General features: G+C 46.2%; 16 protein-coding genes. 9 read left to right on the top strand and 7 right to left on the bottom strand.

The features are described from left to right. Window positions 1-103: 103 nt before the first annotated feature. From D0B88_RS14100 to D0B88_RS14080, 5 genes are all read left to right on the top strand, one after another. Window positions 104-487, top strand: coding sequence for a hypothetical protein (locus D0B88_RS14100; protein ID WP_191966443.1), 384 nt, complete (start codon window positions 104-106; stop codon window positions 485-487). After that, window positions 487-1,329, top strand: a complete 843-nt coding sequence (locus D0B88_RS14095; protein ID WP_151057954.1) for a DUF692 domain-containing protein — start codon at window positions 487-489, stop codon at window positions 1,327-1,329. The genes D0B88_RS14100 and D0B88_RS14095 overlap by 1 nt, the downstream gene beginning before the upstream one ends. Before the next feature lies 1 nt (window position 1,330). Next, window positions 1,331-2,071: a DUF2063 domain-containing protein gene (locus D0B88_RS14090; RefSeq protein WP_151057951.1), complete on the top strand. Its 741-nt coding sequence runs from the start codon at window positions 1,331-1,333 to the stop codon at window positions 2,069-2,071. 139 nt (window positions 2,072-2,210) lie between these two features. Further along, window positions 2,211-3,143 carry a porin gene (locus D0B88_RS14085; RefSeq protein WP_151057949.1) on the top strand — a complete coding sequence of 311 codons (933 nt, stop codon included), beginning with the start codon at window positions 2,211-2,213 and terminating at the stop codon, window positions 3,141-3,143. 79 nt (window positions 3,144-3,222) lie between these two features. Continuing rightward, on the top strand, window positions 3,223-3,678 hold the full coding sequence (locus D0B88_RS14080; protein ID WP_151057947.1) for a hypothetical protein: 456 nt from the start codon (window positions 3,223-3,225) through the stop codon (window positions 3,676-3,678). 89 nt (window positions 3,679-3,767) lie between these two features. On the opposite strand, the gene D0B88_RS14075 is transcribed toward D0B88_RS14080, so the two are convergent. The 3 genes from D0B88_RS14075 to D0B88_RS14065 form a co-directional block, all read right to left on the bottom strand. Further along, window positions 3,768-4,493, bottom strand: coding sequence for an energy transducer TonB (locus D0B88_RS14075; protein ID WP_040391763.1), 726 nt, complete (start codon window positions 4,491-4,493; stop codon window positions 3,768-3,770). 234 nt (window positions 4,494-4,727) lie between these two features. Next, window positions 4,728-7,415 (bottom strand): TonB-dependent receptor domain-containing protein, encoded by a 2,688-nt coding sequence (locus D0B88_RS14070; protein ID WP_151057945.1) that lies wholly within the window; start codon window positions 7,413-7,415, stop codon window positions 4,728-4,730. Window positions 7,416-7,543: 128 nt separating this feature from the next. Further along, window positions 7,544-9,223, bottom strand: a complete 1,680-nt coding sequence (locus D0B88_RS14065) for a hypothetical protein (RefSeq protein WP_151057944.1) — start codon at window positions 9,221-9,223, stop codon at window positions 7,544-7,546. A 430-nt stretch (window positions 9,224-9,653) separates the two neighbouring features. Here D0B88_RS14065 and D0B88_RS14060 point away from each other — a divergent pair, with 430 nt between their 5' ends. Continuing rightward, window positions 9,654-10,388 (top strand): VacJ family lipoprotein, encoded by a 735-nt coding sequence (locus D0B88_RS14060; RefSeq protein ID WP_225318376.1) that lies wholly within the window; start codon window positions 9,654-9,656, stop codon window positions 10,386-10,388. A gap of 96 nt (window positions 10,389-10,484) precedes the next feature. Here D0B88_RS14060 and D0B88_RS14055 read toward each other — a convergent pair whose 3' ends face one another. The 3 genes from D0B88_RS14055 to mutS form a co-directional block, all read right to left on the bottom strand. Continuing rightward, complete coding sequence (locus D0B88_RS14055) at window positions 10,485-10,793, bottom strand: PilZ domain-containing protein (protein ID WP_007641530.1); 309 nt, start codon at window positions 10,791-10,793, stop codon at window positions 10,485-10,487. A gap of 163 nt (window positions 10,794-10,956) precedes the next feature. Next, the gene (fdxA, locus tag D0B88_RS14050; protein ID WP_040391760.1) at window positions 10,957-11,280 is read right to left on the bottom strand and encodes a ferredoxin FdxA; all 324 of its coding nucleotides are present in this window, start codon (window positions 11,278-11,280) and stop codon (window positions 10,957-10,959) included. Between the two features lie 182 nt (window positions 11,281-11,462). After that, a complete protein-coding gene (mutS, locus tag D0B88_RS14045; RefSeq protein WP_370452448.1) occupies window positions 11,463-14,108 on the bottom strand; it encodes a DNA mismatch repair protein MutS in 2,646 nt (881 codons plus the stop codon). 249 nt (window positions 14,109-14,357) lie between these two features. On the opposite strand from mutS, the gene D0B88_RS14040 reads away from it, so the two are divergent. After that, window positions 14,358-15,638 carry a site-specific integrase gene (locus D0B88_RS14040; RefSeq protein ID WP_151057940.1) on the top strand — a complete coding sequence of 427 codons (1,281 nt, stop codon included), beginning with the start codon at window positions 14,358-14,360 and terminating at the stop codon, window positions 15,636-15,638. Here the strand turns inward: D0B88_RS14040 and D0B88_RS14035 are convergent. Further along, window positions 15,602-17,242, bottom strand: a complete 1,641-nt coding sequence (locus tag D0B88_RS14035) for a hypothetical protein (protein WP_151057938.1) — start codon at window positions 17,240-17,242, stop codon at window positions 15,602-15,604. The genes D0B88_RS14040 and D0B88_RS14035 overlap by 37 nt on opposite strands. A gap of 63 nt (window positions 17,243-17,305) precedes the next feature. Between D0B88_RS14035 and D0B88_RS19290 the strand changes: the two genes are divergently transcribed. Both D0B88_RS19290 and D0B88_RS14025 read left to right on the top strand, forming a co-directional pair. Then, entirely contained in the window at window positions 17,306-17,569 is a 264-nt protein-coding gene (locus D0B88_RS19290) for an AlpA family transcriptional regulator (protein ID WP_151057936.1), read from the top strand. Next, window positions 17,566-19,224 (top strand): type IV secretion system DNA-binding domain-containing protein, encoded by a 1,659-nt coding sequence (locus tag D0B88_RS14025; protein ID WP_151057934.1) that lies wholly within the window; start codon window positions 17,566-17,568, stop codon window positions 19,222-19,224. The genes D0B88_RS19290 and D0B88_RS14025 overlap by 4 nt, the downstream gene beginning before the upstream one ends. Window positions 19,225-19,286: the final 62 nt, after the last annotated feature.

Here is a 19,286-nt window from a genome sequence, read left to right as displayed (position 1 = left end):
TCGCTAGAGTTGGTTAGTTCATTTGTTGATTGTCTATTCCGGTGATTGTCCATTCCGGTTATTGCCACTTCCACATCAGGTATTAATACAACGGAGTCTTTTTATGAATAACAAAATATCTTCTATGTCTGCATTAATGGGTGTTGCATTTGCTGCTTCTGCCACGCTTTCACCCCTGGCTTCTGCGGATACCAGCTTTACCGCCACTTCACTCAATACCGGTTATACCTTGGCTGATAACCATGCGGGTAAAACCGAGGGTGAGCACAAGTGCGGCGAAGCAAAGTGTGGTGCTGAGCATAAAAAAGCCGATGGTGAAGGCAAATGCGGTGAGGGCAAGTGCGGCGCCGAGCATAAAAAAGCAGACGGTGAAGGCAAATGTGGCGAAGGTAAGTGCGGCGAAGGTAAGTGCGGTGCCGATAAAAAAGCTGCAGGTGAAGGCAAGTGTGGCGAAGGCAAATGCGGCGCGGATAAAAAAGCAGAGTAATGAGCCAGTTGTTACCCACAAATTATGTGGCTCCCATCTCCGGTGCAGGTTTGGGCCTGCGCCGGAGTTTGCTTGATGCCCTTGAGCAATCCACGCCTGATGACATCCAATTTATGGAAGTTGCACCGGAAAATTGGATTAATCTTGGTGGGCGTCTGGGTAAAAAATTCCGCCGTTATACTGAACGTTTTCCGTTTGTGTGCCATGGCTTATCGCTTTCTATTGGTTCACCTGCACCGCTAAATACCGAACTATTGCACGCTATAAAAAAGTTGATGCAAGAACATGGTATTCGTTATTACAGCGAACATTTAAGTTATTGCTCTGACGATGGTCAGCTATACGATTTGTTGCCTATTCCATTTACGGAAGAGGCTGTCGATTATGTTGCTGCACGCATTCAGCAAGCGCAGGATATTTTGGGGCAACGTATCGCGATAGAAAATTCATCCTATTATTGCGCGCCGCAACAAGAGATGAGTGAGAGTGAATTTATTAATGCGGTAATTAAAAAAGCGGATTGTGCGCTGTTGCTGGATGTTAATAATATCTACGTGAACAGTATCAATCATCGCTATGATCCCTTTGAGTTTTTGGCCAGTTTGCCTGGTGAGCGCACAGCGTATATTCATATCGCAGGGCATTATGAAGAGGCTGACGATTTACGGGTAGATACACACGGTACAGCAATCATTGACTCTGTATGGGCGCTGCTTGAAAAAAGTTATGCGCTCTTTGGCGTAAAGCCGACCCTGCTCGAACGCGATTTTAATATTCCACCTTTGCCTGAATTGATGAGTGAATTGGACTTCATCAAACAGCGCCAGTCACAATGTTTGTAACATGAAATCCTTTCAGCAAACTCAAATGGATTTCGCCCGCTATTTGCGCGCACCGGATGAATACGCAATACCCGCCGCGATGGAAGCGCGACGCATGGAAATTTATCGCGATCTGATTTACAACAATATTGAAAATTTAGTCGCCGGCGTATTTCCGGTATTGCGCTCATTGCTGAATGATGAGCAATGGCATGGCTTGGTACGGCAATTTATCCAACATCACCGCTGCCAAACCCCTTATTTTTTGGAAATCAGTGAAGAGTTTTTACAGTTCCTTACCCAGTCTGCGCATTTATTGCCTGAATTGCCTTTTATATGTGAATTGGCGCATTACGAATGGGTTGAATTGGCACTGGATATCAGTGAAGCGCAACTGCCAGAGTACAAATTAGCTACAAATGATATTTTTGCTGCCAGTTTTTGTGTGTCTCCCTTGGCGATTGCATTGCATTATCAGTACCCCGTCCATAAAATTTCCCCGCGTTTTAAACCGATACTACCTGAACCGGTAGATTTGGTTGTCTACCGTAACAGCAGCGATAAAGTTTGCTTTATGGCTGTTAATCCCATGACTTTGCGTTTACTTTATCTAATGCAGGTTAACCAAGGCTCTTCTTTGAGCGAACTATTGACAATAATTGCCGGTGAGTTATCTCATCCTCATCCGGAGCAATTTACGTCTGATGCTGGGTCGCTTGTGAAAGAGTTATGCGAACTGGGCGTAGTTCACCCAGTGGTGTAATCGGCTATTATTGCGCGCTGTCATAATTCTGTAATCTTAGATTCACATAATGGCAACAACAGTGACACACAAGTGTCATTTTTGACTAACGACCAGTGTTCAGGATTTGAACACATCATCATCTCTAGGAGACGACTCCATGAAAAAATCATTACTGGCCTTTGCAGTGGCCTCTCTTTTCCCAATGGCTGCAGTTGCCGACGTTATTGTTTACGGTAAGGCGAATGTTTCTATTCAGCACGCTGATGAGCAAGCAACAGATGTTAGCCAAATTGAATTGGTTAGCAATGCTTCGCGTATCGGTCTGAAAGGTGGCGAAGACATTAACTCCAGCCTCAAAGTGATTTATCAGTTCGAATATCAAACTGAAGTGGACGATGGTACTAACGGTACCCAAACTTTTGGTCAGCGTAATATTTACCTGGGTTTGCAAGGCACTGCGGGTACTTTTATTGGTGGTCATTTCGATACGCCTACCAAAGTCGCGCAAGAGAAAGTTGACCTGTTCAATGACCTTGAAGGTGATATCACCCAAATTTTCAAAGGTGAAATTCGCGCAAGTAATATCGTGCAATACACCACCCCAACCTTTGGTGGCGGTTTTGCTGGTTCGGTTGCCTATGTAACTGAAGAGAACAATGGCACTACGCCAAGAATTGGTGATAGCGCAGGTGTTTCCGCATCTTTTGGTTATAATTCACCCGTGTTTTACGTTGGTGTTGCTATGGATCAAGACGTGGAAGCTGAAGATACTGACTTGGTTCGTTTGGTTGGTCGCTTGAACGTTGGCGCTTTCCAGTTCGGCTTATTGGCAGAAAACTATGATAACGGCGTTGCCGATGAAGATGGTGCATTGGTTTCAGCCTTGTGGAACCTGACTGATAAGTGGGCAGCAAAAGCTCAATATGGTCAGTCAGACGTTAAAATGGCCGATGGTGAAACTGCAAGTATTGGCGTTGATTATAAAATGACAAAAGCAGCTACTCTCTACTCTTATCTCACCACAGTAGAAAATGAAGCAGAAACCCGTGATGACACCTATGTGGGTGTAGGTATGGATTTTAAATTTTAATCCTGTGGTTTGCTGATCACAAAGGGTGCTTCGGCACCCTTTGTTGTTTTTGAAAGATATACAAAATCGAGGTTAAACAATGAAAAAATTATGCTGCTCCCTGTTAGTAATCTGGCTGGCTACTGGTGGCATATCAGCGGCATTTGCTGAAGAGGAATGTGCGAATGCCGTTGATGCCGCCGATTCAATGAATGTAAATCAAAAAGACTGTGATTATAGTGATAAAGGATTAAATGGCTTTTTGCAAAAAGCCTTTAAAAAAGGCAGCGAGGGTGCGGTACTCAACACATCCACTGAAGTGAACGGTGAGCAAGCGGCTAGTAAGGTTGCAGCTGAAGAAAATATTTCTGCGCCTAGCGAAAAAACAGTATTGAATGTTGAAGTAGAGCAGTGGGCGAATGTTGGGCTGGCTAAAAATCAATTATTACAAAAGGTTATGGAGCGTTGTAGCAAGGGTTTTAATGTGCAGGGAGAAACCTATCGTCCGTTACCCATGGGGCGTATAGAATTGAGCTTGGAATACCATTGTTTGTAAATTCTTAATCTGATTTTAGATTAATGATTAATTTTTAAATGAAAAAGGCCGCAACAAGTGCGGCCTTTTTGTTGAGCATTGATTGTTGCTTATTTTTTGTAATTCACCACTGCGATGTAGTGCATAGCGGTGGGAGTGTCTTGTACAAAGCCTGGGATAAACTTCGACTTTTTCAGCGCACTTTCAATATTTGCCGCATCGGATTGTTTGCGCATGGCGGCTTCCAGCGTGCTTACGGTTTCCACTTTGCCATCTGCTTCGATATTTGCCATAACACGTGTCATCTTCCCGTCAGCAAAAAATAACTTTCCATCACCGCGCTCTTTAGTACTGTAATGGGCATACCAGTCGCTAGTGTCGAGCCTTTCTTGCGGAGCGTAGTAGTGGGTACCGTATTTGGCTTGCAGTGTTCCCAGGTTAGGTAGCAACACTATAGGAGCTTGGGTTCCGCCCAGTGAATAAACTACCCGCATCTGCATTCTTACAGGCACCGCTTTGCCATCAATAGTTGCCGGTTCAAAGGTTGATGATTTCAGTGCTGACTCTGTTACTTTCTGCATTGAAACTTTAGGGCTGCTTTCATAACAATTTACGTTGTTAATTAAACCACTGGTGAGCACATCTGCCTGGCAGTAAACCGCAACTGTACGTACACCTTCACCAAAGGAGGTGGGTAATGTGATTTGTTTGCTCAGGGTTTCTTCTGCGTTGCCAAATTTTGCGGGAGTATAAGCAGCTGCGTAGCTCGCTAATGGGGCAATCGCCGCTAACATTACCAGTGAGCGAATCATTTTTTTAAGAATAGTGTTGGTCATAGTGTGCTCCTCGTGAATCATTAATGCGGTTATCTGCACCCTTGTGGGTCAAGATCGCCGTCTTCATGGTTAGATTAGCACCGCACCTAGCACACCAATGTGAATAGTTTGTGACAATTTTGGGTGTAAACAGAAAAAATATAAAAATTTTTAGTTATTTGGAGCGGGATGTTTAAAAACAACAAAGCCACTCGCAAGTGGCTTTGTTGTACCCTGTAAAATCACCCGTTTGTTTTAAAAAGTGTATTTCACTTCCAGACTGACACTGGTGCCTACGTCTTGTTCCAAAATGGTAACGGTGTTGCCATTTGAGTTGGTTTGTTCAAAAGTACGTTTTTCATCGAGAATATTGTCGATTTTCAACTTGGTAGTGAACAACTCTGTGGGATAAAACGAGTAGACAATATTGAGTGAATTAAACGGTTGTTCAAACGCATCGTCGTGACCATTGTTGTTGGAGGCGTAGTAAACACGCTCGCCAAAGAGGTTGTAGGCCAGGGCGACTGTGTGCATGCCGTCATCCGAATCAAAACCCAGCTGACCGTTAAACATATAATCAGATTGGCCGGTCATTTGACGTTTGATATTGGTGAAACCACCACCTTCTGGTGAAATAATTTCCGAATCGGTCAAGGTCAGGTTACCGGTCACAAAAAAGCCCGCGCCTAATTCTTTCAAGCCTTCAAATTCCAGGCCGGTGATTTCACCGGAGACGGCGTTGTAAAAGGTCAGCAAAATTGAATCGTCCGAACCGGGAACGCGGCTTTGTTCAATCGGATTGGTGATGTCTTTGTAAAACAGCGACAAGGTAAAGTTATCGCCATTGTCGTACACCCATTCGCTGCGTAAATCAAAATGATCTATATCTGATGTTTGCAGGCGCGAATTACCTTGTACTTGAATGCCCAGTTCCGGGTCTATGTAGTAAACATCTGAGACTTCACGTAAATCCGGGCGAACCAGTGTTTGAGCAAAGCTGGCGCGAACTTGAAAGTCCTGCGCACCCATAAAACCGGAATTCATGTAGGTAACAGCCAATGATGGATACCAACCATCATCGCGCAGGGCAAACTTCTGGTCGTCTTCCTGAATTTCATCGATGATTTTGTCGATGCTCTCGCCGCTGTAATCGAGCAAATCAACCGGCAACAAGGCTTGACGGAAATCCTCGTAACGCGCACCACCGGTGACACGAATGGTTTCATTCCATTTCAAGTCAAACATACCGTAAGCCGCGTCAGTCATTTGTGCGGCGATATAACTTTCGGTACCCAAGCCACCGCCTACCGTAAATTCAAACGGTGAATTCAAATCAGTGAGCTTGGAGTCGGTTAGCACGTTGCCCGGTGTGCCTTGCAATACGTTGGAGGAAACACCGATGGCGTTGATGTTAGCGGTGTAGCCGTAGTATTCGCGCACTTTGTCGTTGTAGTTGTAACCACCTGAAAACGTGATTTCGGTATTGTCGAACAACAGCGGCACAGCAACATCAAAACCATAGTTTTCTACATCGTCAGCCAGTGATAAGAATGAATAGGTGGCAGCAGATGAGGTAGCCAGTATTTGGGTATTGGTCACTTCGCCGGTGAGCGCGTCAATGTTATTGAGGCCCTTGACGGCAGCCTTACCTGGGATGTCGGTTTCTGCGCTGGAATCTGAATACACCCAATCAACCATTACGTCACCCAGCAGGCCGCCGCTGAGTTGATCCAGTTTGTGTTCACCCAGGAACTGCAACACTTCCAGTGAGCGCTCCTCATAGCGAGTGATGTAATCAACGGTTTGACGACCGTCTTGCGCGCGGTTGCTGGCATCGTGACCGGTTTCAATCTGCGCTTCATCTTCGCGGTTATCAATCTTGTAGCCATTCATTTCCAGATTGTGCATACCCTGGTAGTCGATACCCAAGTTAACTGCTACCAGGTCACTGCGTTCTTCAACGGTACGCTCTGTTTCGGAATAGATTTGGTCCGGGTCGCCGATAGCTTGGCGGCGCTGGTTTTTATTACGGGTTTCATTATCGTAACTGGCGTTCAGCATCGCGCCGATACTCCAGTCATCGTTGATGTCCCACGCGTTGCCCAAGGCAACACTGGTGCTGACGTCGACGGGGATAGATTTCTTTTCGATTTCGATATTGCGATCGAGGTTGAGCATTAATTCGCGGTTAATAGTGCGCGCTTGGGTCAATTGTTCTGCAGTCGGTGAGCCGCCGTTGGTGTCGATGATGTCGACAATACCGTTGACGTTGACTTTACCCTGATAGAGATCGAGTGCTTGATCAATTGCTTTTGGTAAACCGCTGGTTGATCCACCGCTGCGGTAAGAAAGACCGTCATCGCTGCTTTCGCTGTTCATGCCGGTACCGACGGAGAGTTCAAAGACCAGCTCATCGGGAATGCTTTTGGTGCGGATATCCACATTACCACCGCCAAAATGCGCGGGTAGGTCGGGTGAGTAGGATTTTTGTACTTTGAGGGTGCGCACGATGGATGCGGGAATGCCATCCAAGGGCAACACATTGCGCGTTAATTCTGGGGAGGGCACAGCAGCGCCATTTAGCAGCACGCTGGAGTAGCGTTCACCCAAACCGCGAACATACACATATTGATTGTCGATCAGCGTAATACCGGGTACACGCAGCAGGGCGGTTGCAACATTTGAATCGCCAACGCGGGAGATTTGTTCACTGCCAAGAATGTCAGCAGCGAAGGGTTCTTGCAGGCGTTGATCAACCACTGATTGGGCACCGCTCATCAGTCGCCCAGTCACTAGCATCTCTTCCAATACCGGCGCTTCAATTGCGGGCATGGGAGCTGACATGCCGGTGTTTTCGTTATCCTGCGCAAGGCTGCCAGCAGAGCCAGAGGCAGCAGCAATCGCTAAAAATAAAGTGTGTTTGCGTAAACTATTTGTTTGCATGATCCTGACCTTTTTCAATGCAGTTCATCTGAACGAGAGCGGCGCTAAACGCCTGTGGCTTCAAGAAGAGAGGCGCCCTTAGGCGCCTCTCGTCACTGCCAGCAACCTAGCGGTTCAATTCCCCTGAATTATTCGCTCAGGCCTACAGTCCAACCTTCGGTCCAGTCGCTACCGGCTTTCACGGCACCGATGAAATCAACAGCGGTGAAGAAGCTGCTGCTACCGGCGCTGCCCAGAGCAGGCGCTGCGCCAGCCTCAAACTCGTCTTCCAAACGGGTCACATCGTAGGCAGGAATGCTGATTCCAGCGGCATTACCGTCAGCAAAGGCTGCAGCTGTAATGTAAGCACGGTTGTTGGTAGCAAGGTCTGCGAGGATGGTGACGGGCAAGGTACCAGCAACCGAACCGTTAACTACTACGTTGTTAGCGTTAGGTGCTGTGTTCAGCCAAGTAGCTAAAGAGAAGTCACTATTGGCTGGATTGACACCTTGTTTCAGTGCTTCGGTACAGGCAATGAAGTTGCTTGCAGCAACAGACCAGCCTGCTTTGGCGCCAGCGATGGTCTCTGGGCCTTCAGAGTCGATAATTTCCAGGCACTCGTTAGAGCTCATGCCATCAGCACTTGAGGTCACGATAGAGTTGTACATCTCAAAGAAAGCGCCTTCACGGAACACGGGGCCTTCAGAGTCGCCTTTAGATGAAGGTTGATCACCTTGGCCAGCATCTACGTTGGAGGTTAAGCAGGTCAGGTTAGAGATACGACCTTTGGTCAGCGGCGCTATACCATCACCACGGCCTGAACCGGTGTTGTCGGCTTCCACACAGGTATTTCCGCCAGAAGTTGCTACTGAAAGTGCAAATTGGATATTGCCAGTCCAGCCTTCAGAGAAGTCAAAAGTGTCATCACCCACGTTAACGCCAACAACGTGTTTCAGGTCTACCGCACCGCCAAACATTTCAAAGCCATCATCTTGCGTGGTGTAGGTTTGAACGTATTCGATACGGGTGCCTGAACCAACAGCATTCAGAGTCAAACCATTCAACTCGCTGCCTTCCACAACTTCGTAACCAGCGTGTTTGATAACGACATAACGCAAGCTGCCAGAGTTTTCAGCATTGTTGTTACCACCGTAAGCGGCCGGGCGACCTTCTGCTGTGGCGTGACAGTTGTGAGGGTTTGCACCGCTTGGCTGACGTTCTGCGTCTGAACATTTATTAGTGAGGCCGTTACCGTTAATTTGTACACCGCCCCACAGACCGCGGTCGGCTTCGGTGCCCGCATTGTCGCGCAGGTCAGTTACTGAGCTGAATACGATAGGATTGGCTGCGGTACCTTCTGCAACAATGCGTGAGCCACGGGCAATACGCACGTAATCTTCCGATGCAGAGAACGCCAGTTTGGCTCCAGCCGCAATAGTGAGGGTTGGGCCTTCACCGTCTTGTGGTACGCGGATGCCAGAAGCGGCGGCACTGGCGTTAACATCTTCACCAACAAAGAGGCTATCTTCAAAAATGTGCAGGCCGTTGTTTGCCAACTCTGGAATAAATAAGTCTTCGGTCAAAGGGCGAGAGTCGCTCACAAAGCTTGCTGCATAAGTACAGTTGCCTGAAGCAAAAATACCTTGGAACACTTGACCGGCAGCGGTGTATTTTGCGCAAGGGTTAACTTCAGCAACTGGGCCACCTTCAACAACGGTGTTGTTAGAGTCGATCACCGTGTTGCTCGGGTTCAAATTAATATCGCCACCGCCACAGGCTGCCAAGGTTGCCGCCATTACATTCAGTGCAAAAATATTCTTCAGTTTCATGAGTTCACTCTCTTCTCAGTTGTCACAAGGGTGTATGGAAAATCGTTGCGCTGTTTTGGTCCCTAGCGCTTAGGTGACGCTATCTTTGATGACAAATGTGAAACTTGGGCGACAAAACGATGAAGCTTTTGTTGCGAAAACATGGCAGAAATATTTCATTGGTGGCGCGGGAGTGAACTGTTTGTGGTGCCAAGGCGAATATAGGCAGCATCGCTAAATGCACCTAACAGGGATCACTTAATCTTTTGCAGTTGCTCGTGACACTTGTCAGTAATCGTTGTCCAACAGGTCGGGTGGTAGGTCTTGAGTGTTAATTGAGTTGAGCGCTTTCCGGCGATTCGCTAAAGTGGCGCGCCTCGATAGCAGTTTCCAGCCTGCTTCCCTCCAATTCTGTTTTGACTTTGTCGCTGTGGCGACACTCAGGGATTTTATGACGCCTATCCGTAAACCAATCGCTCTTGTGCTGTTAACACTTTTACCTTCAGCCGTTTGTTATGCGCAGGATGAAAAAAATCCAGACCCTTGGCAGGGGTGGAATCGTGCGGTTTTCAATTTTAACGACCGCGTTGATCGCTGGTTCCTGAAACCGCTGGCTAAAGGGTATAAAGCCGTTACTCCCGATCCGATTGAAGTGGGCGTAAGCAATATATTTTCCAATATAGGTGAGGTACCCAACGTTATTAACGGCGCGCTCCAGGGCGACCTCAAGGGTGCCGGGTATGATACAGGCCGCTTTTTAGTGAATAGCACCTTGGGTCTGGGTGGTTTGCTGGATGTTGCCAAGCATATGAACCTGCCAGCCGATACCCCGGAAGATTTTGGTCAAACCTTGGCCACTTGGGGTGTAGGGCAGGGACCATATCTGGTATTGCCCCTGCTTGGTCCAAGTACAGTGCGCGATACGGCTGGCATGCCCGTCAATTGGTATACCGACCCCACTACTTATATTTCCCACGAGCGCACCGAAATCAGTGTGAAAGCATTGTCGATTCTTGACGCACGCGCTGGCCTGTTGGAGCTTGAAAAAAATATCACCGGAGATCGCTACGTATTTATTCGTGATGTATACCTGCAGCGTCGCGCCTATCTGATAAATAATGGCGAGGTGACAGACGACTTTGGTGATGAGGATTTTAGCGAGGAAGACTTTGAAGGTGATTTCTAGCTATCGCTTTATAACCTGTTGATTCGCAATAAAAAAACGGCTACTTGGTAGCCGTTTTTTTATGGAGTGTATCTAACCCTTATTCAGTGAAGCCGTTCAAGGCAAAATATTAATAATTTCCAACCCCAACAAATGCCCGCCATTGTCTGACGGCACAGAGCGAACCACTTTGGCATTGGCTTTCAGTGTAGGGTTATGGCCATGATCTGAGGAGACTTCTACTTCTACCTGGGTGCCTATTGCGAGCGCCTGTTGTGCTTCTACTTGCAGACCGCCGCCACTTAAATCCAGACACAGGCCGTCAATAACCTCTGATTCGGCGGCAATTTTAGCGTTTAGTGGAGCACCGATTTTCATCCGGATAAAATCGCGCTTTTCGCTGTAAGCCTTGTCATTAATCCCCATAGCATGTTCCTCGTTATTGGTTACTTCATATTGGACTTGGGTTTTGCTTGGTCTAAAAAGTCAAATTGAGTGTAGCACAGGCGCTTAAATAGCCAGTTTTGCCGGGCGAAAAAAAACCGCGACTGGCGCGGTTTTTTTGAAGTCGTGTATCAGCAAAAGCCAATTAACGCTCCAGATATTGCAACTTACCGGGAACACCATCCCATTCTTCTGCATCAGCGGGAGAGTCTTTGATCTCGGTGATATTTGGCCATACCTGCGCCAACTCGGCGTTCAACTCCAGGAATACCGCCTGATCTTCCGGCAATTCGTCTTCTGAGAAGATGGCGCCAACCGGGCACTCAGGCTCACACAATGCGCAGTCAATACACTCGTCCGGGTGAATCACCAAAAAATTGGGGCCTTCGTAGAAGCAATCTACCGGGCATACTTCCACACAGTCAGTGTGCTTACATTTAATGCAATTTTCCCCAACTACAAACGTCATAGGAGACTCCCACAGGTAACAGAATTCGATAGTTAATGCGCGCAACAAAATGGCGCTCAAACAAGAGCGCGCATTCTAAACAGCATCCACCGGTTTGGGTAGGCTTTTGCCGGCGAAAATCAGCAGAAAAGCCGCGAAAACAGCGGCAAAAAGCGATAGTTGAGAATAGTTCCTTTTAACAGCTATTTTCCCTTGGCGTAGAGTTCTTTCAGGCGATACAACTGCTCCAGCGCTTCACGCGGGCTGAGGTTATCGGGATTGATTTTATGCAGTGCCGCCAGCGCCGGATTGGGCAATGCATCGAACAGACCTGACTGCAACGGCGACACAAGTGTAGTAACTAAATCATTAGTTTGTTGTACAGCCTCTGCCACTGTAATACTTGGGGCTGCTACCGAAGGAGATGATTTAATCGAATGCGGATGTTCGCCATTCTCCAGCAGATGCAACTGTTGCTGCGCTTCCGCCAATACTTGCGCGGGAATACCTGCAAGTTTTGCCACCTGCAAACCATAACTTTTGCTGGCAGGCCCTTCCTGTACTTTGTGCAGGAACACAATATTGTCTTTGTGCTCGGTTGCATTCAAATGCACGTTGGCGATGCCTGTCACGGTTTCCGGCAGTGTCGTAATTTCAAAATAGTGAGTGGCGAACAAAGTAAACGCGCGCACTTTTTCGGCGAGATGTTTTGCGCAGGCCCACGCAAGCGACAAACCATCGAAGGTGCTCGTGCCGCGCCCGATTTCATCCATCAATACCAAACTGCGCTCGGTAGCGTTATGCAAAATATTCGCAGTCTCCGTCATCTCCACCATAAAGGTTGAGCGGCCACCGGCTAAATCATCCGCTGAACCAATACGGGTAAAGATGCGGTCAACAATACCAATCGTCGCTTTTTGCGCTGGCACAAAGCTGCCAATGTGCGCGAGCAATGTGATCAACGCTGCCTGCCGCATATAAGTCGATTTACCGCCCATATTCGGGCCGGTGATGATAAGCATATGGCGCTGCGGATTAAATTCCAGATCGTTCGGCACAAAGGGCGCTGATGTCACTTGCTCAACCACCGGGTGGCGGCCGCCAACAATATTAATGCCCGCGCGCAAAGATAATTCCGGCTTACAAAATCCGAGTGCATCGGCGCGTTCGGCGAGTGTGGCGAGCACATCCAATTCGGCAACGGCAGCCGCTGAATCCTGCAATGGAATTAATTGCACGTTCAAAATATCAATCAATTCTTCATAGAGAGCTTTTTCGCGCGCAAGCGCACGGCTCTGTGCCGATAGTGCTTTATCTTCAAATTCTTTTAGTTCGGGGGTGATGTAACGCTCGGCATTTTTTAAGGTTTGGCGACGAATATAATCCGCAGGTGCTTTTTCCGATTGCGCCGTGGTCAACTCAATAAAATAACCGTGCACACGGTTGTAGCCGACTTTTAATGTCGGGATACCCGTGCGCTCGCGTTCACGTGTTTCCAAATCCAATAAATACTGGCCAGCATTCGTGCTGATATTGCGCAGATCATCCAGCTCGGCATCGTAACCTTCAGCGATAACACCGCCGTCGCGAATCACCACCGGTGGGTTTTCAATAATCGCGCGCGATAACAATTCCACTAAATCAGGAAATGTGGAAATTTGTTGCGCAAGTTTTTTTAATTGTGGAGATTTTTTTTGTACAAGGTCGTTTTGTAATTCAGGGTAAGTACCAATCGACATCAATAACCGCGATAAATCGCGCGGGCGCGCTGAGCGCAATGCAAGGCGACCAAGGATGCGCTCCATATCGCCGACACGTTTTAAAATGCCATTAAAAATTTCAAACGCATAATTGTGTTGTAACTCGGCAATTGCATCTTGTCGGCCGATCAATAAATCCAAATCGCGCAGTGGGCGATTCAACCAGCGGCGCAATAATCGGCTGCCCATACTGGTGGCTGCGCGATTCAACACCGAAAATAACGTGTGTTCATCGCCGCCCGTTAAATTGATATCGAGCTCCAAATTGCGACGAGTTGCTGCATCCATAATGACCGCTTCATCGCGGTTCTCATGCGCAAGGCTGCGCACATGGGGCAGGGCAGTGCGCTGGGTTTCGCGCGCGTAACTTAATAAACAACCGGCAGCACAGAGTGCAGTTTTTAAATGGTCGCAACCAAACCCCGCTAAATCTTTGGTGGAAAATTGTTGAATTAACAACCGCTCGGCGGTTTCCAAATCAAATTCCCAGGGGCCGCGGCGGCGCAAGCCTTTGCGATTCTCCACCAATGCTGGGGTGGTGATGTGATCGCTGATCAATAATTCGGCGGGACTCAAGCGCTGCAGTTCTCCAAGCGCCGATTCCAAGCCTTCCACTTCCAAAACCAGAAAGCGACCGCTGGCCATATCCAGTGAGGCGATCCCAAACGTCTCGCCGGATTGATGCAATGCCACCAATAAATTATCGCGGCGCGAATCCAGCAATGCTTCATCGCTCACAGTACCCGGCGTCACAATGCGCATCACCTTGCGTTCAACCGGCCCTTTGCTGGTTGCCGGGTCGCCAATTTGTTCGCACACGGCGACCGAAATTCCCTCTTTCACCAATTTGGCGAGATAGCCATCAGCGGAATGAAACGGAATGCCCGCCATGGGAATCGGCTCGCCATTGGACTTGCCGCGCGCGGTGAGGGTGATGTCCAAAATTTGGGATGCGCGCTTTGCATCATCAAAAAACAGCTCGTAAAAATCCCCCATGCGATAAAACACTATCTCGTCTTTATGTTGGGCTTTGATGCGCAAGTACTGCTGCATCATCGGGGTGTGTTGCGTGAATTCTTCAGCCATCATTAAGGTTAACTACTTGTTTATTAATTGATTTATATAGATATTACTAGTAATGTCGAGTTTGTGTAAGGACGTGAGAGTTCTTGAAATTTCATAGGTTTGCACAGAAAAATGTAGGTTTAAGTGTAGGTTTAAGCATATAGCTAGTCATATAAAGTGTTCAAGATTCTGAAACCTATAGAAAAATGCTCACAGCCTTAGCCTCAATATTTTTGTTTATGATACTTCCCCGCTTCTAGGAGAGCTAGAAATATGACTAAGAAAGCTCAGTTGAACAGCAATAGCATCAGTGCAATGAAACCGGGTTGTGCTGATTTGGCTGATAGTGGGGAAAATCGGGGGTTAAGAGTCAGCTGTGCAGCAGCGGGGGCAAAGTCATTTTACTATCGATATACGAGCCCGGTTACTGGCAAGTTGGTGCAAATGCACATAGGAAGATTTCCAGAAACTACTCTTGCCAAGGCACGTGTTCGTTTGGGGGAATTGAAGCAGCTTCGAAAAATGGGGCGCTGCCCAGCTTCGGATCAAAAAGCATCAAAGCAAGAAGGGAGGCTGGCTTCACAAACTATTGAGCTTAAATCCTACTCAGTTAAGCAGATGATCGATTTTTATCTTGAATATTACATAGAGGGTAGGCAGGTTGACGGGCGCGTCATAGGTGGGGCCAGAAAAGAAAAGGGGCAAAAAGAGGTCCGCCGAACACTCTATAGCGATGCCGTGCGGGTTCTGGGGGATCGTCAAGCAGTAGAGGTTACACGTAAAGATATTGTGAAAATGATAATTGAAATTGTTGATCGTGGAGCTAATGTTCAAGCAGGTAACGTGGTGCGTGAGCTGTCAGCAGCGTATGAATTTTCGATAGGGTTAGAGAAATTTGACGATACTTTTGCAAACCCTGCATTGCAAGCCAAAAACAGTTTACGTAGAGCTAAAGTTAGGCTGACCTCGCAGAAAGGAAAGAGGGTGCTCAACGACTCAGAATTAGTTCAATTTCTAACATGGTTACCCGGCTCGGTATTCACACCAACACAAAAAAATATTCTTCGCTTCACATTATGGACTGGATGTAGAACTGGTGAAGTATGCGATGCCCGATGGGCTGACATTGATCTTGAAAAGCGTTATTGGCATGTAAAAACTAAAACAGAAACTGAGCGGTACGTCCAGCTACCGACACAAGCGGTGGATTTTCTCAAGCAGTTAAAATTAATTACTGGTGATTTTCCTTTCCCAAGCCAAAAAACAGGCATTCAAATTCAGCAAAAGAGCATCACAGAACAGGCTTGGAAATTAAGAGAAACTAAACGGATGCTTGATATTGCCCACTGGTCTCCGCATGATTTAAGGCGAACCGTACGAACAGGGCTGTCTCGCTTGGGGTGCCCGAGCGAAGTCGGTGAGGCTATTTTAGGGCATTCTCGGAAGGGTATAGAGGGGACATATGATTTGCATAAATATGAGGCTGAGTGTCGGGTGTGGTTGCAAAAGTGGGCTGATCATATAGATGACTTGATTAAATTGGCAGGCAGATAATCTTTATTAATTACAGAGGTATATTTTCGTTTGCTGGATGCAATTTCGATTAGTTTAAAAATGCTGAGCCGATTAATGCACTCAATAAATTCAGATGGAGATAGCAGCTCAGTGATATCTCCATCTAACATTGAGTTTTGAATCGCTAGAAGTGAGCCAAGCTCTTTTTCATTACATTGAAACAGTCCTAGAGTGGCTGGAAAGAGGTCTCTCGTATGCGGGTGGTCCTGGTTCTGGTCCTTGCTCATATGCAGTATGTCATTTAGCATGCTAAGAGAGGATATCGACCAACAATTATCTGACTTTATATATGCTTTCTCTATTGCTCGAAGTTTTTTATAGAATTTTTTATGAAGAGGGTGATGCATGCCCCAGCCGGATAAAAAATAGGCTTTTTCGATTAAAATTTCTTTCTCTGTCAATCCCAATCTTTTTAAATAATTGATGAAAATTTCTTTGTAATTATTTTGGATGCGGTTTCTAATTTCTTTGTGTGGTTCAGTGATGATATTGTATTTTTTTAATATTCTCGGGTATTTTATGAGTGCCGCCTTCTCATGAAGTAGCAGATAGCCAAGGTTATCGAAGGCTTGGTGAATTCTTTTCTTTAGTGATTTATTTCGATCTTGCTTTCCAATATCTTCTGGTTTTTTTGTTGGTTTTGTGTGAGTGGGGCAATAGTATTCATCTCTATCAGCTTTCCTGTGACACATCAGACAAAAACCGGCTAACACATATTGAGGCGAATTTTTTCTCTTTGGATAAAGAGGTTTAAGCATCCTTTGTAGATTTTTTTTTGATACGTCACTTTTTAGAACCTTAGTTAAAACTCTAGTCGCCTCAGTTTCAAAAAAATCGTTCAATTCCGCGATTGGTCTAAGTGGCTTTTGATCTTGAAGATTCTTGCGGCGCTCATGTGCGCGCTGATCATCCCCTTTACTTCGGCTTACAAGTGCGTATACATCTCGAATAAATGATCCGGTTTCTTGCAATTCTTCAGTGACAATCGTGCTGTTTCTAGCTAATAGGTATTCATTGATTGGTTCAGTGAGCAGGTTTTGAGAAATCAAACAGCTTACTAGTTTTTGATTTGCTGCCTGATCTTCAAGTGGAAAATTGTGGATTTCTGATGGCCAATAAAACTGTTTTTTTTCAATAAGTTCGTTGACTTCACTGAAGATTAGAGCTTCATAAGTGGCTAGGGATAGTAATACTTGGTCTTCGTTTGCGATAGAGAGTCGTGTGAGAGTGTCTATCCCGCTAATCGCAATATTTAAAATTCCATTGCAGTCTATTGAGCAAAAGTGCGCGAGGTCATTGGTGTAACCAAGTGAATTCAGAAAATCGCCACCATTCGTAGAAATAGGCAAACCCGTTAGAAAATGCCAAAAGGCAATATTTTTTCCCGTCTTTAATTTCATCCCCTCACAAATACCGGCTCCGATAGACTTTCGTTCAGTTATAGCCTCATGAAGTGACATCAATGCCTTCAGCATGTTATCCGAGTAATTATTTTGACTAAGGGGAATAAGGTTCTTTTCAAAATACTCCAGGTAGTCATCTGGAAGCCCGCTGTAGATGGAAAAATTTACTTTTCTGTTCATTTTCTATTCTGTTGCCCGGAAATGGGTTGGAAATAAAAGTGGGAAACGGTTCCCTTTTTTGGGATGTGCGAAATTTCAGCCGTATTATTCTGTTTTCACGCAATAACATTACACCTCTGGAGGTACCCCATGCGTGAAACATTTCTTAGAACTCAACAGGTATGTGACAGGTTAAATATATCAGCGACAACATTATGGCGATGGCGCAAGGCAGGACACTTTCCAGATGCGAAAAGTCTACCAGGTTCATCTATTCAGGGGTGGGCCGAATCAACAGTTGATAATTGGATCTCGCAAAACTTCGGCGTAAAGGGGGGTGAGCTATGAACTTCGATATGCCCCCAGTTTTAACAACACAAATATCGGCACTCGCTGCGGCAATGTTAGCACTACTTATCGGTTTTGCACGAGGTAAAGCTAGTGGCTCTCTAATCTTCATTGCGTTTATGGGTGCATCTACATATGGCTGGTTCACCTTTGCGGATCTACTTAGAAACCTATATCAAGAGTCAGCTATTTTCGAACGGATGGTTCTTGGCACTGCACAGTCATTTCCCCGCCTAATCACTACATGGGTAGAGCTCGCTAGCTGGGTAAGTTTAGTTGTCGGAGCCTTAGTGGCATGGACACTGCTCATCATAATGATACTAATGACTGGGTCGGAAAAAATCATTCGGGGTGCAAAATTGATGCCTCGAGAAAAAATGATAAAAGCGATTAAGAGAAAGGGCGTGTCAAAAGTTCCGATCTCAATTGGAGGGTATGCAATTCCCACAGAGCTAGAAATGCGATGTTTTTTATTGTGCGGAGAACCTGGTACTGGAAAGACGCAGCTCATACTAAAGATGATACTTTCGATACTCCGGCGTGGCGACTCCTATGCATGTGTGGATATTAATGGCGATATATACCGCAGGTTGGGACGAGTTAACGACATAGTTTTATCCCCGGTACATGTGAACGGAATCGACACATCACCTTTTGCTGACATAAAAGTGAAAACGGATTGTCGTTTGATTGCTAATTCTCTTATTGCTGAAGGTGTTGGCGAATCAAAGGCATGGTTCGAATCTGCGAGAGGTGTAATGACTGTGATCTTTGAAAAGTGTTTGGAGCGAGGTAAAACCACAAATCGCGATCTTATTTATTATGCTTCATATGCAAGCCGTGAAGAGCTACGAGAGTTGGTAAAAGGAACGACGGCGCATAGAGTATTTGATAGCTCGAACGAGAAAAAAATTGACGATGTGCTTGGAATTGTTAGCGAGGCGATTAAGTCGCTTGAGCTTTTAAACCCGGACGCGGATCACAAATCTTTTAGTGTGAGAAATTGGATGTCAAGTGACCATAAAAAAGGGAATCTTTGGATTATTTACGATGATGCCACTGCGGCTTCTACTTCAATACTTAGAGGAATGTGGATCAACCTTATGATTGCCGAAGGATTTAGTCTCGTGCCCAGTACTAAGCGCAGAATTTGGATGTTTTTGGATGAATTATCATCAAATGGACGGATTGGAGGTCTTTCGCAGGCCGTGTCAAAGCTGCGTAAATATGGAGTTAATCTAACATTAGCATTTCAAAATATTAATCAACTCTATTCTATTTACGGTGCGGATGAAACCAAATCGATTATAGGTAGTGTCGGTCACAGCGTGATTTTGCGAACTCCAGATGCAGACACCGCGGAATATCTAAGTCGCTCGATTGGTGATGGTGAAATTTTGGCAGAAAGCAAAACTCACAGCGGAAAAGGAAGTGTATCCACCACAACAAAAATTGAGTCACGTCGGGCGGTATTGGCGTCGGAAATTATGCAGCTGGACGACCTCCGGGGCTACATAAAAATCGCAGGCATTGGTTGGTCCCGCCTACGAGTCCCCCTCATTGACTTGCCTGTTGTTAATCGCTTGCAACGGAGTCAGTTAGCTCCATTGTCTAAAATTAAAAATAAGCTGGATGCCGATCTAGATGAAATATAACTCCTTTAAAATTTTAAATGGTTTGGTTTTGTTCTCCTTTTTGTGATGCCGGCCATGATTTT

Source organism: Cellvibrio sp. KY-YJ-3 (genome assembly GCF_008806955.1).
Lineage (GTDB): Bacteria > Pseudomonadota > Gammaproteobacteria > Pseudomonadales > Cellvibrionaceae > Cellvibrio.
This window is presented reverse-complemented; position numbering and strand designations above follow the sequence as displayed.

Excerpts from the sequence above, each read along its gene's own strand:
- D0B88_RS14100 (WP_191966443.1), top strand. The coding sequence starts at position 104 with ATGAATAACAAAATATCTTCTATGTCTGCATTAATGGGTGTTGCATTT.
- D0B88_RS14095 (WP_151057954.1), top strand. The coding sequence starts at position 487 with ATGAGCCAGTTGTTACCCACAAATTATGTGGCTCCCATCTCCGGTGCA.
- D0B88_RS14090 (WP_151057951.1), top strand. The coding sequence starts at position 1,331 with ATGAAATCCTTTCAGCAAACTCAAATGGATTTCGCCCGCTATTTGCGC.
- D0B88_RS14085 (WP_151057949.1), top strand. The coding sequence starts at position 2,211 with ATGAAAAAATCATTACTGGCCTTTGCAGTGGCCTCTCTTTTCCCAATG.
- D0B88_RS14080 (WP_151057947.1), top strand. The coding sequence starts at position 3,223 with ATGAAAAAATTATGCTGCTCCCTGTTAGTAATCTGGCTGGCTACTGGT.
- D0B88_RS14075 (WP_040391763.1), bottom strand. The coding sequence starts at position 4,493 with ATGACCAACACTATTCTTAAAAAAATGATTCGCTCACTGGTAATGTTA.
- D0B88_RS14070 (WP_151057945.1), bottom strand. The coding sequence starts at position 7,415 with ATGCAAACAAATAGTTTACGCAAACACACTTTATTTTTAGCGATTGCT.
- D0B88_RS14065 (WP_151057944.1), bottom strand. The coding sequence starts at position 9,223 with ATGAAACTGAAGAATATTTTTGCACTGAATGTAATGGCGGCAACCTTG.
- D0B88_RS14060 (WP_225318376.1), top strand. The coding sequence starts at position 9,654 with ATGACGCCTATCCGTAAACCAATCGCTCTTGTGCTGTTAACACTTTTA.
- D0B88_RS14055 (WP_007641530.1), bottom strand. The coding sequence starts at position 10,793 with ATGGGGATTAATGACAAGGCTTACAGCGAAAAGCGCGATTTTATCCGG.
- fdxA (WP_040391760.1), bottom strand. The coding sequence starts at position 11,280 with ATGACGTTTGTAGTTGGGGAAAATTGCATTAAATGTAAGCACACTGAC.
- mutS (WP_370452448.1), bottom strand. The coding sequence starts at position 14,108 with ATGATGGCTGAAGAATTCACGCAACACACCCCGATGATGCAGCAGTAC.
- D0B88_RS14040 (WP_151057940.1), top strand. The coding sequence starts at position 14,358 with ATGACTAAGAAAGCTCAGTTGAACAGCAATAGCATCAGTGCAATGAAA.
- D0B88_RS14035 (WP_151057938.1), bottom strand. The coding sequence starts at position 17,242 with ATGAACAGAAAAGTAAATTTTTCCATCTACAGCGGGCTTCCAGATGAC.
- D0B88_RS19290 (WP_151057936.1), top strand. The coding sequence starts at position 17,306 with ATGTGCGAAATTTCAGCCGTATTATTCTGTTTTCACGCAATAACATTA.
- D0B88_RS14025 (WP_151057934.1), top strand. The coding sequence starts at position 17,566 with ATGAACTTCGATATGCCCCCAGTTTTAACAACACAAATATCGGCACTC.